Below are 15,892 nucleotides of genomic sequence, written 5' to 3'. Positions count from 1 at the left end.
CTCAAGCCCCCTTGGCCGCGGTACGGACCAGGACGAGGCCGCCGTTCGGACCGGGGACCGCGCCCTTGATGAGCAGCAGACCCTTCTCCGCGTCAACCGCGTGGATGGTCAGGTTCTGGGTGGTGACGCGCTCGTTACCCATGCGACCGGCCATGCGCATGCCCTTGAAGACACGCCCAGGGGTGGCGCAGCCACCGATCGAACCGGGGGAGCGGTGCTTGCGCTGCACACCGTGACCGGCGCCGAGGCCCCGGAAGTTGTGCCGCTTCATGACACCGGCGAAGCCCTTGCCCTTGCTGTTGCCCGTGACGTCAACCTTGACGCCGGACTCGAACACCTGGGCGGTGATCTCCTGGCCGAGCGTGTACTCGCTGGCGTCGGAGGTGCGGAGCTCCACCAGGTGGCGGCGCGGGGTGACGTCGGCCTTGGCGAAGTGGCCCTTGAGGGGCTTGTTCACCTTGCGCGGGTCGATCTCGCCGAAGGCGATCTGGACCGACTCGTAGCCGTCGATGTCGTTCGTACGGACCTGGGTAACGACGCAAGGTCCGGCCTTGACCACGGTGACCGGGACGACACGGTTGTTCTCGTCCCAGACCTGGGTCATGCCGAGCTTCTCGCCCAGGACGCCCTTGATCTGCTTTGCCATCTTCTCGACGCCTCTCAGAGCTTGATCTCGATGTCAACGCCGGCCGGAAGGTCCAGGCGCATCAGCGAGTCAACGGTCTTGGGCGTCGGGTCGAGGATGTCGATCAGGCGCTTGTGCGTGCGCATCTCGAAGTGCTCGCGCGAGTCCTTGTACTTGTGCGGCGACTTGATGACGCAGTACACGTTCTTCTCAGTGGGCAGCGGCACCGGGCCTGCGACCGACGCACCAGTGCGGGTCACCGTCTCGACGATCTTCTTCGCCGAGGAGTCGATGACCTCGTGGTCGTAGGCCTTGAGCCGGATGCGGATCTTCTGTCCCGCCATGGCTACTCCGTAGTCCTGTCTGTATGTGGAAACGCTCTGGCGCTCGGTCGGCTGCGGGACGGATCCCGCGGCTTCTCTCCGACCCACGCGGTCGGGCGTGTCGCACACCCTCTACAGAAAATTCCCATACGGAAATTCCCTCGTCCAAGGGGATGCGGTCCCGGACCGCGCATCGGGGGAGAAACACCCACCGAGTGCCTGGCAAGCACCCTGCTGACACTTCCCAGAAGATTCCCGTACGTCCGCCCTCATTGCTGCCCCGAAAGGCAGATTAAGGACGACGAGTACTGTGGGACTCGCTTCCGGTCCTCCCGGCGGGAGGCGCACAGCATCGGCACTCAACCGAGCAACTTGAGTAGTCTGCCATACGAGACACGTACCTGGCCAATCGGGCGGAAGAGAATACCCCGCCGCGCGATCACGTCAAACCACGGCGCGACGCTTCCCCGGCGGGGTTCTCCCAGGCCGGACCCCTGATCACGAGCGGGAAGCGCTCCCGCAGCCCTCCTGCCGGCCCGTTGCGAGGCTCTTGCTGCGGTCGTACGGGTCGACCGGCGCGCCGGAAGGGGTCGGTCCACTGTCGGCCGGGTCCGAGAAGAAGGACGGGTGCACGTACCCGTCGTACCGGTCACAGGCGCTGTTGGCGATGTCCGGCTGGAAAGCCGCGAGCCGCAGCGCGCCGGGCGCCCCCCGCCACTTGGCCGGGTCGGCGACCGAGAAGGTGATCTCGCGCCGCACGATGGTTCTCGCGACGTCCTCCGGGTTCCCCTTGACCTTCACGAAGGGGTAGACGAAGGAGTAGTCCGCCTTCACCTCCGCCTGTCCGGGCTTCTCCCCCGGCTCCACCCACATCCGGCCCCGCACCTTGACGACGTCGCCCACGGGCTTCAGTTCGGCCGGGTCGTACCGGGTGAACAGGTCCAGCGGGTCCTGCTCGCGCGTCGGCCGGTCGAGGGAGGCCTCCAGCTCCTTACGCAGCTCCTCGTCCTGCGGGTCCAGCAGCTTCAGCGCTGCCTCGGGCCGCCCGCCCCGCAGCGCCGCGGGGTCCAGGTTGGCGGCGATCAGGAACTGCTTCGCCTTCGCCAGCGCGTCCGCGACCTGGTCCCGGGACACCCCGCCGACCTCCGTCGCCTCCGGCGCCTCGATACCGGCGGCGCCATCCGCCCACTGGAGGGCCGGCGAGCCCCGGAAGGGGTCCTTCAGCGTCGGCCGGTCGGGGTACACGGCCTCCGGGGCCGCGGTCGGACGGGCGGTCTCCGCCGGCAGTGGGGCGGCCTTGGCGGCCCCCTCACGGGCTTCGGCCTTGCCCGTCAGCTTGTCGATCACCAGCTCCGGCCGTACGGCGACCAGCGCGAGCGCCGCGATGAAAACGATCGCGGCAGCCGCCTTGAGCCGCCGCTTGCCCTTCCCCCGGCCCTCCATCTCCTGCCACGCCGGCCCGGTCCGCCACCCCGGCGGATCGTTTCGCCCCGGCTTCGGCCGACGCCCGAACCGCCCGCTCCGGGCCGCCCGCGCCCGCTCCTCGTCCTCACGCCGCAGCCGCTCGGTCACCATCCGCGCCCGCGCCGACGGCTCCTTCGGAGCGTCCGCGGACTCCCGTGCGACCTGCTCGCTGAAGCGGGCCCACTCCTCGTCGGAGATGCCGGGTCTGCCGTCGTCCTGCTGCCCCATGTGTCCCACCCTGAACGTTCCCTGTACCGAACTGCGGATGAGCCTCTCACAGGGCCTTTACATGGCCTTTACGCGGGTACGGAGAAGGGCCCCTCCCCCGCCGCCGGAGCGGTGGGGAAGGGGCCCTTCTGCCGAACATGGTGCCCGCTCGCGCGAGCTACCAGGTCAGAGCACGAAATTACTTCGTGATCTTGGTGACCTGGCCGGCGCCCACGGTACGACCACCCTCACGGATGGCGAACTTCAGGCCCTCCTCCATGGCGACCGGCTGGATCAGCGCGACCGTCATGTCGGTGTTGTCGCCCGGCATGACCATCTCGGTGCCCTCGGGGAGGGTCACGACGCCGGTCACGTCCGTGGTACGGAAGTAGAACTGCGGGCGGTAGTTGTTGAAGAACGGGGTGTGACGGCCACCCTCGTCCTTCGACAGGATGTACGCGGCGGCCTCGAACTCGGTGTGCGGCGTGACCGAACCGGGCTTGATGATGACCTGGCCGCGCTCGACGTCCTCGCGCTTGATGCCACGGAGGAGCAGACCGACGTTCTCGCCGGCCTGGCCCTCGTCGAGCAGCTTGCGGAACATCTCGATGCCGGTGACCGTGGTGGTGGTCTTCTCGGTCTTGATGCCGATGATGTCGACGGTCTCGTTGACCTTGAGGACACCACGCTCGATGCGGCCGGTGACGACGGTGCCACGACCGGTGATCGTGAAGACGTCCTCGACGGGCATCAGGAACGGCTTCTCGGTGTCACGCGGCGGGGTCGGGATGGCCTCGTCCACGGCGTCCATCAGGCCGAGGAGCTTGTCACCCCACTCCTTGTCGCCCTCGAGCGCCTTGAGCGCGGAGACCTGGACGACCGGCAGGTCGTCGCCCGGGAAGTCGTACTCGGAGAGCAGCTCACGGACCTCGAGCTCGACGAGCTCCAGGATCTCCTCGTCGTCCACCATGTCGGCCTTGTTCAGGGCGACGACGATGTACGGAACGCCGACCTGGCGGGCCAGGAGCACGTGCTCCTTGGTCTGCGGCATCGGGCCGTCGGTGGCGGCGACCACGAGGATGGCACCGTCCATCTGGGCGGCACCGGTGATCATGTTCTTGATGTAGTCAGCGTGACCCGGGCAGTCGACGTGGGCGTAGTGACGCGCCTCGGTCTGGTACTCGACGTGCGCGATGGAGATGGTGATACCGCGCTGGCGCTCCTCGGGAGCCTTGTCGATCTGGTCGAACGCCGAGGCCGCGTTCAGGTCCGGGTACTTGTCGTGCAGCACCTTGGTAATGGCGGCCGTGAGGGTCGTCTTACCGTGGTCAATGTGACCGATGGTGCCGATGTTGACGTGCGGCTTAGTCCGCTCGAACTTCGCCTTCGCCACGGGGTCCTCCTGAGAGTGGTTCTGTACGCCTTGAATCATCGGCGCCAGGTGATCTTTGCTGGATAGCCGGTTCCCCCGGGGCAACGGGAGATTACTCCTGTTGCCCCAGAGGCTCCGGTGGCAAGCCTAAAACGTGTACTCGGAAGAGTTACTCGCCCTTGGCCTTCGCGATGATCTCCTCAGCGACGTTCCGGGGAACCTCGGCGTAGGAGTCGAACTGCATCGAGTAGCTGGCGCGACCCGAGGTCTTGCTGCGGAGGTCTCCGACGTAGCCGAACATCTCCGAGAGGGGCACGAGGCCCTTGACGACGCGAGCGCCGTGGCGCTCCTCCATGGCCTGGATCTGGCCACGGCGGGAGTTGATGTCGCCGATGACGTCACCCATGTAGTCCTCGGGCGTGGTGACCTCGACGGCCATCATCGGCTCCATGAGCACGGGGGACGCCTTGCGCGCGGCCTCCTTGAAGGCCTGCGAACCGGCGATCTTGAAGGCGAGCTCGGAGGAGTCGACCTCGTGGTAGCCACCGTCGAGAAGCGTGACGCGGACGCCCGTCATCTCGTAGCCGGCCAGGATGCCGAACTGCATGGCTTCCTGCGCACCGGCGTCGACCGAAGGGATGTACTCCTTCGGCACGCGGCCACCGGTGACCTTGTTCACGAACTCGTACGCCGGACCGTCAGCCTCGGTGATGGGCTCGATCGCGATCTGCACCTTGGCGAACTGACCGGTACCACCGGTCTGCTTCTTGTGGGTGTAGTCGTGACGCTCGACGGTGCCGCGGATGGTCTCGCGGTACGCGACCTGCGGCTTGCCGACGTTGGCTTCGACCTTGAACTCGCGCTTCATACGGTCGACCAGCACCTCGAGGTGCAGCTCGCCCATACCGCCGAGGATGGTCTGGCCCGTCTCCTCGTCCGAGTGAACGTGGAAGGAGGGGTCCTCCTCCGCGAGACGCTGGATGGCGACACCCAGCTTCTCCTGGTCACCCTTGGACTTGGGCTCGATGGCGACCTGGATGACCGGGGCCGGGAAGTCCATGGACTCCAGGATCACCTGGTTCTTGTCGTCACACAGCGTCTCACCGGTGGTGGTCTGCTTCAGGCCCATGACGGCGACGATGTCGCCGGCGCCCACCGAGTCGATCTCCTCACGCTTGTTCGCGTGCATGCGGTAGATCTTGCCGATGCGCTCCTTCTTGCCCTTGACGGAGTTCAGCACCGCAGTGCCGGCCTCCAGGCGGCCCGAGTAAACCCGGACGAAGGTGAGCTTGCCGAGGTGCGGGTCGCTCATGATCTTGAACGCCAGCGCCGCGAGGGGCTCCTCGTCGGAAGGCTTGCGCTTCACGACGACCTCGGGGTCCCGGACGTCGTGGCCTTCGATGGCCTCGATGTCCAGGGGCGAGGGCAGGTAGCGGACGACGGCGTCGAGCAGGGGCTGGACGCCCTTGTTCTTGAACGCCGTGCCACAGAACACCGCGGTGATCGTGGGCTCGCCCTTGCCCTTGCCGGAGCCGAGGATGATGCGACGGACGGCGGCGTGCAGCTGCTCCACGGACGGCTCGTCGCCGTTCAGGAAGAGCTCCATGATCTCGTCGTCGTTCTCGGCGACGGTCTCGACCAGCTTGCCGCGCCACTCTTCAGCGGCCTCGGTGTGCGTGGCCGGGATGTCGACGATGTCGTACATCTCGCCCTTGGTCGCCTCGGCGGACCAGACGAACGCCTTCATCGTGACGAGGTCGACGACACCCTGGAAGTCGGCCTCGGCACCGATGGGGAGCTGCATGACGATCGGAACCGCACCGAGGCGGTCCTTGATCATCTCGACGCAGCGGTGGAACTCGGCGCCGGTGCGGTCGAGCTTGTTGACGAAGCAGATGCGCGGCACGCCGTAGCGGTCCGCCTGACGCCAAACGGTCTCGGACTGCGGCTCGACGCCGGCCACACCGTCGAACACGGTGACGGCGCCGTCGAGGACGCGGAGCGAACGCTCCACCTCGACGGTGAAGTCGACGTGACCCGGGGTGTCGATGATGTTGATGGTGTGGTCAACATCTTCGAGCGGCCAGTGGCAGGTGGTAGCGGCAGACGTGATGGTGATACCACGCTCCTGCTCCTGCTCCATCCAGTCCATCGTGGCAGCGCCGTCGTGGACCTCACCGATCTTGTACGACACACCGGTGTAGAACAGGATGCGCTCGGTGGTGGTCGTCTTGCCCGCGTCGATGTGGGCCATGATGCCGATGTTGCGCACCTTGGCCAGGTCAAGCGAAGTGGTAGCCATATCGGCTCAGTCTTCTCTCGGTCTCGATGTGGGTTGGGACTACCAGCGGTAGTGCGCGAAGGCCTTGTTGGACTCGGCCATCTTGTGCGTGTCCTCACGCTTCTTGACGGCAGCGCCAAGACCGTTCGAGGCGTCGAGCAGCTCGTTCATCAGGCGCTCGGTCATGGTCTTCTCGCGGCGGGCGCGGGAGTAACCCACGAGCCAGCGGAGGGCCAGGGTCGACTGACGACCCGGCTTGACCTCGACGGGAACCTGGTAGGTCGCGCCACCGACACGGCGGGACTTGACCTCGAGGGACGGCTTGACGTTCTCCAGCGCGCGCTTCAGCGTGATGACCGGGTCGTTGCCGGTCTTCTCGCGGAGGCCTTCCATGGCGCCGTAAACGATGCGCTCGGCGGTGGAGCGCTTGCCGTTCAGGAGGATCTTGTTGATGAGCGAGGTCACCAGAGGAGATGCGTAGACCGGGTCGATGATGACCGGGCGCTTCGGGGCGGGGCCCTTACGAGGCATTCTTACTTCTCCTTCTTGGCGCCGTAGCGGCTGCGGGCCTGCTTGCGGTTCTTGACAGCCTGGGTGTCAAGCGCACCGCGGATGATCTTGTAACGAACACCCGGCAGGTCCTTCACACGGCCACCACGCACGAGCACGATCGAGTGCTCCTGCAGGTTGTGTCCCTCACCCGGAATGTAAGCGGTGACCTCGATGCCGGAGGTCAGACGCACACGCGCGACCTTACGGAGCGCCGAGTTCGGCTTCTTCGGGGTGGTCGTGAACACACGCGTGCAGACGCCGCGACGCTGGGGCGAAGCCTCAAGCGCGGGGGTCTTTGTCTTCTCGACCTTGTCCTGCCGGCCCTTACGGACCAGCTGCTGGATCGTAGGCACTACTTCTCCGGTTTCTGTGTGCCGTGTAGTGAAGCTAACCTGGAACTTTGCCGACCCACGCGGTCGGGTGTGTCGGATCCGGCGGACCTCCGCGCAAGCACGGAAACGCATGGATCGCGGTGGCCGATGCGGCTCGCGTGCGGTTGATGGACACGCACGGGAGCCCAGGCACACCCCAGGCACAAGGTCTGAGCGTACCCACCGCATCCACTCCGGTCAAAACATAAGCCGCACCGCTCCGGCCCGTACGGCCCCACAGCTCAGGCGCCGCACGGGCGCCGGGCCCCCGAGCCGGGGTGGCCGTGCGCTCTTCGCACCGGCGTGGTAGTGCGGGCGAACTACACTGCCAGCGAATCCCAGCGAGTCAGACCAAACACGTACGAGCGCCAGGAGCAGGACATTGGGGACGGTCACCTCGGAGCCGACGACGGCGGACACCCCGCCCCCGGACGGCGGCCGGACCCCCGGGGCACCACGCCTCGGCGGGCGCCTGACCCGCCTCTACGGGCCCCTGCTGGCCTTCCTGGTCACCTCGGGCGCCTTCTGCGCGGCCTGGGCGGCGCGCGGCAGCTTCCCCTTCGGCAACACCGGCCGGGCCATCAACGACCAGGCCAACCAGTACGTGCCCTTCCACCGCGCCCTGTGGGACCTGGTCCACGGCCAGGCCTCCGGCGACGTCCTGTTCAGCTGGAGCGGAGGTTTCGGGCAGCAGTTCCTGTCCGACTACTACACCTACCTCGGCAACCCCTTCTCCTGGCTCGCCGTCCTCGTCCCGCGCGCACACGTGGACCTGGCCGTCTTCGCGATCACCCCGGTCACGATGGGCGCGGCCGCCGCGCTGATGACCGTCTACCTCGGCAAGCTCCAGCCCGGCCCCTGGTGGCAGCGGGGCACGCTCGGGGCCGTGTACGGGCTGTGCGGGTGGGCGCTGAGCGACGCCTCGTACATCCCGATGTGGCTGTGGGGCCTGGTCGCGCTCCCGCTCCTCGGCATCGCCGTCGAATGGTGCCTGGAGGAGCGGCGCTGGCCGGGCGTCGCCCTGTTCGTCGCCCTCGCGTGGTTCGGGAACTTCTACACCGCCATGATGGCCACGATGGCCGCCTGCGTGCTGCTGGCCGTCCGCCTGGCCACCCTGGACCTGACCGGGGCGCAGCGCCTGCGCGCCCTGTGGCGGGCCGCCTCCGCGACGGTCGTGGGCATCCTGCTGACCCTGCCGCTGCTCCTGCCGTCGTTCCTGTCCAGTGGGGCGGCGCAGCCCACCAAGGCGGCCGCCTTCGACCCCGTCCGCATCGAGGTCTTCCTCGCCGGAATGCTCCCGGCCACCCACCTGTGGGGCGGCCGGCCGCGCCTGTACGTGGCCTCGCTGGGGCTGATCCTGGCGGGCAGCTTCCTGTTCAACACCGCCATCGCGAAGAAGACCCGCCTGGTGTGGGCGGCCGCGACGCTGCTGGTCGTCGCCTCCTTCCAGTTCCCGCCGACCCAGTACGTGTGGCACGGACTGGCCGTCCCGAACGGCAATCCGTACCGCGAGGCCTTCGTCTTCAGCGGCATGGTGGTCATCGTGGCCTGGCTGGCGCTGGCCAACCGGCCGCGCCCGCTGCACCTGGCACTGGCCGCCGCCCTCCTGGTCACGGCCACCTTCGTACTGCGCCACACCGACGACTTCGGCGGCTGGACCTGGCCGGCGGTCCTGGGCGGCGGAGCCGTCTCCCTGCTCGCCCTGACCCTGCTCGCGCTCGGCGACAAGCGCCGCCACCTCGTCCCCGTCGCCGCGGTCCTCATGGTCGGCGTGGTCTTCGCCGAGTCCGCGGTCGCCGCGGCCAACGCCGACGCCCGCCGCGCCCGCGAGCGCTGGGCCACCCCGGCCGCCACCTCCAGCCAGTCGATCACCCGCCACTTCGAAGCGGTCCGGGGGGTGGACGGCTGGCCCGCCTACCGGACGGATTCCGGCGCGCCGCAGACCTCGTACAACGACGGCCTCGCCCTGCGGGCGGAGGGCCCGCAGTACTACAGCAGCTACCTGCCGGAGGCCACGTACCAGGCCCTGGAACCCCTCGGCTACGGCTACAAGAACGACGGCCGGACCTTCTTCGGCGCCGACAACCCGGTGCTCGACGCGATCTTCTCCATCGGCGCCCGGGTCCGCCCCGGAGCCACCCCGGGCACCTGGACCGGCTCGAAGTTCCCGGCGCCGCCCCTGGTCACGGTCCGCGGTGGGGACTACACCTCCCCCCACCCGGCGGACAGCGTCTACGCCCGCCAGGAGACCGTCCTCGGCGCCACCGTCTACGAGGTCCCCGAGGTCACCCGCGGCGGCACCCCCACCGCGCAGACGTACGCGGCCCAGTGCACCCCCGGCTCCGAGGCCTACTGGTACTCCCCCGAGCTGAACGGCACCCTCCGGGCCGGAGCCACCCGGCGGACGCTGGAAGACCGCATGAGCGGCGTCCTCCCCCTGGGCCCGGTCCCCGCGTCCGGCCGCCTGGAGGTCACCGTCGACACCCACACCCGGGACGCCACCGCGGGCGCCCACCCCATCGGCTGCCTGGACCGCGCCGCCCTGGACAGGACGGTCGGCCACCTCACCGCCACCGGCGCCACCGAGGTCACCGCGGGCGGCCACACCATCGAGGCCACCCTCCCGAAGGGCGCCACCGGCACCGCCGTCCTCGCGACGACGGCCGTCCCCGGCTGGCAGTGCACCGCCCCGGTCCGCCCCTTCCACGGCCTGCTCGCGGTCCCCCTCACCCCGGGCACCGACAAGGTCTCCTGCACCTTCACCCCGAAGGGCCTCCCCCCCGGCCTCGCAGCCGCGGCCCTGGCCCTCCTCACCCTCCTGACAGTCCCCCTCACCACCCACTTCCGCAGGCGCCGCGAACGGGGCTGACCGGCGGGCGGGGTCCGCGTCGGGGTGCCAATCCCGCCGTTTCCGCAGACCGCAGGGCCCCGCGGTCAGTAGATTGACCGCCCGCGATTGATCGGGGGGCCACATGGATCCGGCATACCTCCCGGGCGACGGAGGACTGGACGACCGCGTCCCGTTCCTGGCCCGCCTGGAGAACGAGGACGCCACGGCGTTACGCAAGCTGGGACGCGAGCTGCAGTTCGCTCCGCGCTCCCCGTTGATCCAGCAGGACGAGCCGTCCACGCACGTCCTGCTCCTCCTCACCGGCTGGACCAAGGTCACCGCCTCGGCGGCCACCGGCTACCAGGCCCTTCTGGCGTTGCGCGGGCCCGGTGACATCGTCGGGGAATCGGCCGCCGTCACGGGCGGCCCGCGGTCGGCCACGGTCACCGCGCTGGAACGCGTCCGGGCGGTGGCCATCGACCACCGGGCATTCCGCGAGTTCCTGGCCGGCTCCCCCGCGGCCGCATTCACGCTCCTCGGGCTGACCGCCGAACGCACCCGGGCGTCGGACCGGCGGCAGCTGGCACACGCCTCCATGAGCGTGCGCGAGCGCCTGGCGACGCTGCTGCTCGACCTGGCCCGTACCCACGGCCGTCGCGGCACGGACGGAGTGGAGATCGCCGTACCGCTGACCAAACAGGAGCTGGCAGGGGCGGTCGGGGCGTCACGCGAGATGGTCCAGCGCGCACTCAAGGACCTCCGCGACCGGGGTGTCGTCTCCACCGGACGCCGCACGGTGGTGATCGCCCGGCCGGACGTCCTGCGGAGGATCGGCCGGCTCGACACCTGAGCGTTCAGTGCACACGGTCACAGTCGCAGTGCGTCATCTGCCCTCACACCGCGGTCTCCCCCGCCCACACCCTGGAGCGGCACCCGGAAACGCGACCTTTGAGAGGCAGCCATGACGCACCCGCTCAACCGCACCCTGCTCCTGCTCGACATCGAGAAGTTCAGCGACCGGGACGACGTGGAACAGACGTACCTGCGCCGCATGCTCTACGACGTCGTCGAACGCGTGCTCCAGTCGGCCGGCATCGACCAGACCCTCCACCGGCGCGCCGACCGGGGTGACGGGGTGCTCGTGATGATCGACGCGAACGCCTCGCTGCCGCTCCTGTTGCGCGTCCTGCTCAGCGAGGCCCCGGCGCAGCTGAGGGACGTCAACCGGATGGCGTCGAGCGCGGCCCAGATCAGGCTCCGCGCGGTGGTGGCCACCGGCTTCGTCAGCGTCGACGCCATCGACGGCTGGGTCGGCAGCGACCTCAACCAGGCGTGCCGCCTCCTGGACTCGGACACCCTGCGGGCCGCGCTGCGCGAGGGGAGCTCGGACATCGCCCTGTGCGTGTCCGAATCCGTGCACGCGGGGATCGTGCGCCACGACCACCAGGGCATTCCGGCGAACTCCTTCCACCCCATCACGGTGGGGAGCAAGAACGGCCCCCTGAAGGCCTGGCTCCACGGTCGCGTGCCCGCGGCAGCCGACGCCGCCCGGCCCACACATGAGCCCGCGCCCGTGCGTGAGCAGGACCGGACTCCCGCCGGGGGCGGCGGCTCGGTCGAATTCCACGGCACCAACAGCGGGGTGGTCGCGGGCCGGATCGACGGGCCGATGATCCAGGGCGGGGTGATCAACGGCGGCGTCACCTTCAACGGGGCCCCGGGTGACAGCCGATGAGCACCCCGGCCCCGGCCGGGGCGGCAGAGGCCAAGGCCGATCCGGGCAGGCCGACCGAGCCCTCGGGTCAGGACGACCCGAAGCAGGGGGCCGACGAAAAGGGCGCCCTGCAGCAGGAGGAGGCCCCGCCGCAACGGGCCTGGGACACCCGGCGGGACATCGACCTGCACGCCCCCGCCTCTGCCCGGTTCACCGGGCGGAACAGCGGCGTGGTCGCGGGCTCGATCAACGGCAACGTCACCAGGTCCGAGCACCACTACTACGGCGCCTCCGGCCCCACCCGGACCTCCGGGGAAGTTCCGGCCGCGGAGCTCGACCGGCTGGCCCTCACGTTCGTCTCCGAGGGCACCCCGTTCGAGGAGCTCCTGGAGCGGCTCCGCAACGAGCGGGTCCTGGTGCTGACCGGCGTCCCCTTCACCGGGCGCCGCGCTGCCGCCCTGATGCTGCTGCGACGGGCGGGGGCGACTCCGGTACACGCGCTCGACCGGGAGACGACCCCGGGCGCGCTCCTGGAGCAGGTCCAGAAAGGCGGGGCCTCCGGTCATGTGCTGTGCGACCTGGTCACCTCCCGCACCGGGCCGCTCCGCGAGACGCACCTCCTGTCGCTCCGCGACCACCTGCGCAAGCACGACGGCCACCTCGTGATCACCACCGGTCTGCGGCCCTGGATCGAGGACGACGTCCGCACCTGGCCCTGGACCTCGCCCGACGCCCAGGCCCTCCTGCACTTCTGCCTGGAGCGGGCGGCCGGTGAGGCCACCACCCGCAGGCTGCTGTCGCTGGCCGAGGTCCGCCAGTTCCTGCCCCGCGCCCACCAGCCGCGCGAGGTGGTCGCCTTCAGCCATCAGCTCCTGCGCGTGGCGTCGGGAGAGATCCAGGAAGAAGATCTCCGTGACACCACGGCCGAGCTGCTGGACGAGCAGGTGCGCGAGTGGTTCGAGGCGGACGAAGACACGCTCCACCTGCGGGAGAAGGCCTTCCTCATCGCTCTCGCCGCATTCGACGCAGGCCCGTACGCCCTCACCGCCGAACTCAGCGACCTGCTGTTCCAGGAGCTCCAGGCGACCGTCAACTCCGACCTGCCCAAGGCCGTCCCCGTGTTCGGCACCCACATCGGCAACCGGCTGAGGACGGCCCGCGCCCGGCCCTACCCCGACCGGGAGATGACCGAGTGGGGTCCCGTGGAGCAGCTCAAGGCCGAGTTCCTGGACGACAGGACCGCCTTCGTACTGCTACGCGAGGTCTGGACGGGGCACCCTTCGGCCCGTCCCGCCCTGGTCGCCTGGCTCGGGAAGCTCATCGTCGACGGCCGGCCCTTCGTCCGCACCCGGGCCGCAGCCACCGTCGGGGCGCTCGCCTTCACCGACCTGCCGTCCGCGATGGCCCTGGTCATCGAGCCCTGGGCCGTGTCCCGCAACGCCCAGCAGCGAGTCGGCGCGGTCAGCGCCCTGGCCCTGGCACACCGGGTGGGGGCCCCGAACATCCTGCGGATCACCGACAGCTGGACCGCCGACAACGACCCGCACCTCTCCTGGGTGGGCATCCGGGTCCAGGGCCTGCTGGGGGCCGAACGCCCCCGCGAGGCGCTCGCCGCGCTCCGCGTGCAGGCGCGCAAACAGTACGACCCCGACGAGCGCGAGCCGGGGCCACTGGAGAACGAGATCGCCCAGTCGGTCGAGCTCCTGCTGCTCTCCGAGGAGGCCGAGGACGTCCTCTCCGAGGTCCTGCGGACCCTGGACGACCACCGCTCGGTGTTCCAGATCTCCGTGGCGGGGTTCCTCGGCGCCTGCCGGCACGTGGCGGAAGAGGCGCCCGACCTGCCGCTCGTCCTGCGCACCTACCGGCAGGCCCGCCTCGGCGGAACACCGGCCGCCCACGGGATCCCCAGGCTGTGGAGGGCCGCCCTCGGCGACCCCTCGTTCACCGCCAAGGCTCTGTACGTCCTCCGCGACTGGGTCCTCGCGGCAGACCGGGACGACGCCACCTCCTGGGCCCTAGCGGACCTGCTGCCGAAGCTGGCGGACGACACCACGGCGCGACAGCGCATCCAGCACCTCCTGCGGACGGTCCGCGGCGACGACGGCGGCCCGCGCCCGGCCTCGGCCGACGACCTCCTCACGGCCCTGCACCGGGCCTGACCCCAAGGAGCCCCAGATGTCCCCCGCACACTTCGACTGGTTACAGGCCGCCGACCGGCACACGGAGCTGATCGACCCGGTCATCAGCGTCCGCCAGCTCGCCCGCTGGGACCTGCGCCGCAAGCGCCACACCCGCTTCGACCACTGTCTGGTCTACGCGACGCCCCGGGGCGAGTACGTGGAGTTCCAGCCGCCCGTGCGCCCCAGAGCGACGGCCCGGTACAGCGCCGTGTACGAGGTGGACCTGGGCGTCCACCTGGTACGCAGGGAGCTGACGCTGCCCAGCTCGAACGACGCCCTGGAGTTCCAGGCCGAGGCCGAATTCCGCTGGCGGGTGCAGGATCCGGTCGGGTTCGTCCGCAGCGGGCAGCGCGACGTGCCGCGCCTCCTGCGCAACGAACTCGAAGAGCGCGCGCGGGGCCTCGTACGGCTCCATCCCGTCACCGACAGCGCCACCGCCGAGGCCGCGCTCCTGGCCGCCGCTGCCGGATGGCCCCGGCTGGGAGCCGCGGCGGGCCTGGACACGGCGTGGACCCTGCGCCTGCGCCGCAACCAGCAGGCGGTCGAGCACCAGGTCCGGCTGCAAGGGATCGCGCAGGACGCCGAGGCGAAGATCCTCGGTGCCGTGCTCGGGAAGGACGTGGACGCCGCTGCCGAACAGCGCGAGGCCGCCCTCCTCCGGCTCCAGGCCGAGAAGGTCGGCCTGTACGAGGACTACCTGGAACAGGGTGGAATCCGGGCCTCGGCCTGGTATCTGAGCCGGCATCCCGAGGCGGGGCAGGAGGTCATGGTCAACCTGCGGGAGGACCAGCGGCAACTGGTCGAGAAGCAGCTGGAACTGGTCACGAAGCTGTTCGATTCGGCGGAGGCCGAGACACACGAGCTGGCCGAGCCCCGCAGGCACGCCGTCCGCGCTCTGACCGAGGTCCTCACCCAGCGGTTCCCGGGCACCTCCACCGACGCCGGTGACGCGGTAGCCGAGGGACCGCCCGCCCAGGACCTGCCGCCCGGCTACGGCCGGACGCCCGTCGACCCGGCCAAGGGGTGACCGTGGACAAGGACTCCGAGCCCGGCGACGACCTCTACTACCGACACGCTCCCGGTACCCGGATCCACTACCGGGCGCGGAACCGCGCCACCGACCTCGCGGCCGCCGGCCGCCTCGCCCTGCACCTGCCCGGCGCCCTGTTCGGCCTGCTGCTCGTCGCCCTGGCGGCCCGCAGCCTGCAGCCCGCCACCGGGGTCCCGTACGGGATACCCATCGGGCTGTGGCTGGCGGCCGGAGCGCTCGCCTTCCACCCGCCCTCCGAAGCCCTGCTGGCCCGGTACCTGCTGCGGCTCGGGCGCCCCCTGCCGCACGAGCTGGCCGTACTGGCACCCGTGTGGCGCGAGGTGACGGCCCGCGCCGGCGTGGACGGCAGCCGCTACCAGCTGTGGATCGAGGAGGGCGGGGAGCCGACGGCTTCGGGCGCCGGCGGGCACCTCGTCATCGTCACCCGGCACGCGCTGGAGACACTGCCCACGTCACAGCTGGCGGCGGTCCTCGCCCACGAGCTCGGACACCACACGGCAGGGCACTCCTGGGCCCAGCTGCTGGGCTGGTGGTACGCGCTGCCCGGCAGGCTCGCCGGGCGGGCCCTGGCCGCAGCGGTCCGTTCGGTCCGGCAGGCGGTCCGGAGCGTGCCGACGTACACGGTCGTGCTGTCGGCCGTGGTCCTCACCCTGGCCGCCTACCGGGTCCTGGCCCTCACCTTCGGCCTGCCGCTGCTCCTGGCCTTCCTGCCCTTCCTGATCGCCGCCGTGGGCCGGCGCACCGAACTGCGGGCGGACCGGCACGCCGCCGCCCTGGGCTTCGGCCCGGACCTCGCCCTGATGCTCACGGAACAGCCCGAGGAAGACGGGCCCGGACTCCTCCGGCTCCTGCTCTCTCCCCATCCCCATCCCCGCACCCGCCTGCACCACCTCCAGCAGTACCTCTGAGGCACCCCGGGAAC

The 15,892-nt window shown here is 70.1% G+C and carries 13 protein-coding genes; 6 read left to right on the top strand and 7 right to left on the bottom strand.

Going from position 1 to position 15,892, the window contains the following annotated elements; genetic code table 11:
* Position 1: 1 nt before the first annotated feature.
* From rplC to rpsL, 7 genes are all read right to left on the bottom strand, one after another.
* Complete coding sequence (rplC, locus tag ACZ5D2_RS21350; protein WP_008739720.1) at positions 2 to 646, bottom strand: 50S ribosomal protein L3; 645 nt, start codon at positions 644 to 646, stop codon at positions 2 to 4.
* A gap of 14 nt (positions 647 to 660) precedes the next feature.
* Positions 661 to 969 (bottom strand): 30S ribosomal protein S10, encoded by a 309-nt coding sequence (gene rpsJ / locus ACZ5D2_RS21345; RefSeq protein WP_003948644.1) that lies wholly within the window; start codon positions 967 to 969, stop codon positions 661 to 663.
* 477 nt (positions 970 to 1,446) lie between these two features.
* Positions 1,447 to 2,640, bottom strand: a complete 1,194-nt coding sequence (locus ACZ5D2_RS21340) for a hypothetical protein (protein ID WP_468931119.1) — start codon at positions 2,638 to 2,640, stop codon at positions 1,447 to 1,449.
* Between the two features lie 178 nt (positions 2,641 to 2,818).
* Positions 2,819 to 4,012 carry an elongation factor Tu gene (gene tuf, locus ACZ5D2_RS21335; RefSeq protein ID WP_266841135.1) on the bottom strand — a complete coding sequence of 398 codons (1,194 nt, stop codon included), beginning with the start codon at positions 4,010 to 4,012 and terminating at the stop codon, positions 2,819 to 2,821.
* Between the two features lie 148 nt (positions 4,013 to 4,160).
* Entirely contained in the window at positions 4,161 to 6,293 is a 2,133-nt protein-coding gene (gene fusA, locus ACZ5D2_RS21330) for an elongation factor G (protein ID WP_030230624.1), read from the bottom strand.
* Between the two features lie 39 nt (positions 6,294 to 6,332).
* Positions 6,333 to 6,803, bottom strand: coding sequence for a 30S ribosomal protein S7 (rpsG, locus tag ACZ5D2_RS21325; RefSeq protein WP_007265894.1), 471 nt, complete (start codon positions 6,801 to 6,803; stop codon positions 6,333 to 6,335).
* Positions 6,804 to 6,805: 2 nt separating this feature from the next.
* Positions 6,806 to 7,177: a 30S ribosomal protein S12 gene (rpsL, locus tag ACZ5D2_RS21320; protein WP_007265893.1), complete on the bottom strand. Its 372-nt coding sequence runs from the start codon at positions 7,175 to 7,177 to the stop codon at positions 6,806 to 6,808.
* A gap of 400 nt (positions 7,178 to 7,577) precedes the next feature.
* Between rpsL and ACZ5D2_RS21315 the strand changes: the two genes are divergently transcribed.
* The 6 genes from ACZ5D2_RS21315 (at position 7,578) to ACZ5D2_RS21290 (ending at position 15,878) form a co-directional block, all read left to right on the top strand.
* A complete protein-coding gene (locus tag ACZ5D2_RS21315; protein ID WP_468931114.1) occupies positions 7,578 to 10,064 on the top strand; it encodes a YfhO family protein in 2,487 nt (828 codons plus the stop codon).
* Positions 10,065 to 10,167: 103 nt separating this feature from the next.
* Positions 10,168 to 10,875, top strand: a complete 708-nt coding sequence (locus ACZ5D2_RS21310; protein WP_468931112.1) for a Crp/Fnr family transcriptional regulator — start codon at positions 10,168 to 10,170, stop codon at positions 10,873 to 10,875.
* A 111-nt stretch (positions 10,876 to 10,986) separates the two neighbouring features.
* Entirely contained in the window at positions 10,987 to 11,760 is a 774-nt protein-coding gene (locus ACZ5D2_RS21305; RefSeq protein WP_468931109.1) for a hypothetical protein, read from the top strand.
* Positions 11,757 to 13,898, top strand: a complete 2,142-nt coding sequence (locus ACZ5D2_RS21300; RefSeq protein WP_468931106.1) for a hypothetical protein — start codon at positions 11,757 to 11,759, stop codon at positions 13,896 to 13,898. The genes ACZ5D2_RS21305 and ACZ5D2_RS21300 overlap by 4 nt, the downstream gene beginning before the upstream one ends.
* A gap of 16 nt (positions 13,899 to 13,914) precedes the next feature.
* On the top strand, positions 13,915 to 14,946 hold the full coding sequence (locus tag ACZ5D2_RS21295) for a hypothetical protein (RefSeq protein WP_468931103.1): 1,032 nt from the start codon (positions 13,915 to 13,917) through the stop codon (positions 14,944 to 14,946).
* A 2-nt stretch (positions 14,947 to 14,948) separates the two neighbouring features.
* Complete coding sequence (locus ACZ5D2_RS21290; protein WP_468931100.1) at positions 14,949 to 15,878, top strand: M48 family metalloprotease; 930 nt, start codon at positions 14,949 to 14,951, stop codon at positions 15,876 to 15,878.
* The last annotated feature ends 14 nt before the right edge of the window (positions 15,879 to 15,892 follow it).

Source organism: Streptomyces sp. NPDC031479 (assembly GCF_055581065.1).
This window is presented reverse-complemented; position numbering and strand designations above follow the sequence as displayed.

Bases quoted from the DNA above. Each gene is read 5' to 3' on its own strand.
- ACZ5D2_RS21295 (WP_468931103.1), top strand. From the start codon at position 13,915: ATGTCCCCCGCACACTTCGACTGGTTACAGGCCGCCGACCGGCACACG.
- rpsG (WP_007265894.1), bottom strand. From the start codon at position 6,803: ATGCCTCGTAAGGGCCCCGCCCCGAAGCGCCCGGTCATCATCGACCCG.
- ACZ5D2_RS21310 (WP_468931112.1), top strand. From the start codon at position 10,168: ATGGATCCGGCATACCTCCCGGGCGACGGAGGACTGGACGACCGCGTC.
- fusA (WP_030230624.1), bottom strand. From the start codon at position 6,293: ATGGCTACCACTTCGCTTGACCTGGCCAAGGTGCGCAACATCGGCATC.
- ACZ5D2_RS21340 (WP_468931119.1), bottom strand. From the start codon at position 2,640: ATGGGGCAGCAGGACGACGGCAGACCCGGCATCTCCGACGAGGAGTGG.
- ACZ5D2_RS21305 (WP_468931109.1), top strand. From the start codon at position 10,987: ATGACGCACCCGCTCAACCGCACCCTGCTCCTGCTCGACATCGAGAAG.
- ACZ5D2_RS21300 (WP_468931106.1), top strand. From the start codon at position 11,757: ATGAGCACCCCGGCCCCGGCCGGGGCGGCAGAGGCCAAGGCCGATCCG.
- rpsJ (WP_003948644.1), bottom strand. From the start codon at position 969: ATGGCGGGACAGAAGATCCGCATCCGGCTCAAGGCCTACGACCACGAG.
- rplC (WP_008739720.1), bottom strand. From the start codon at position 646: ATGGCAAAGCAGATCAAGGGCGTCCTGGGCGAGAAGCTCGGCATGACC.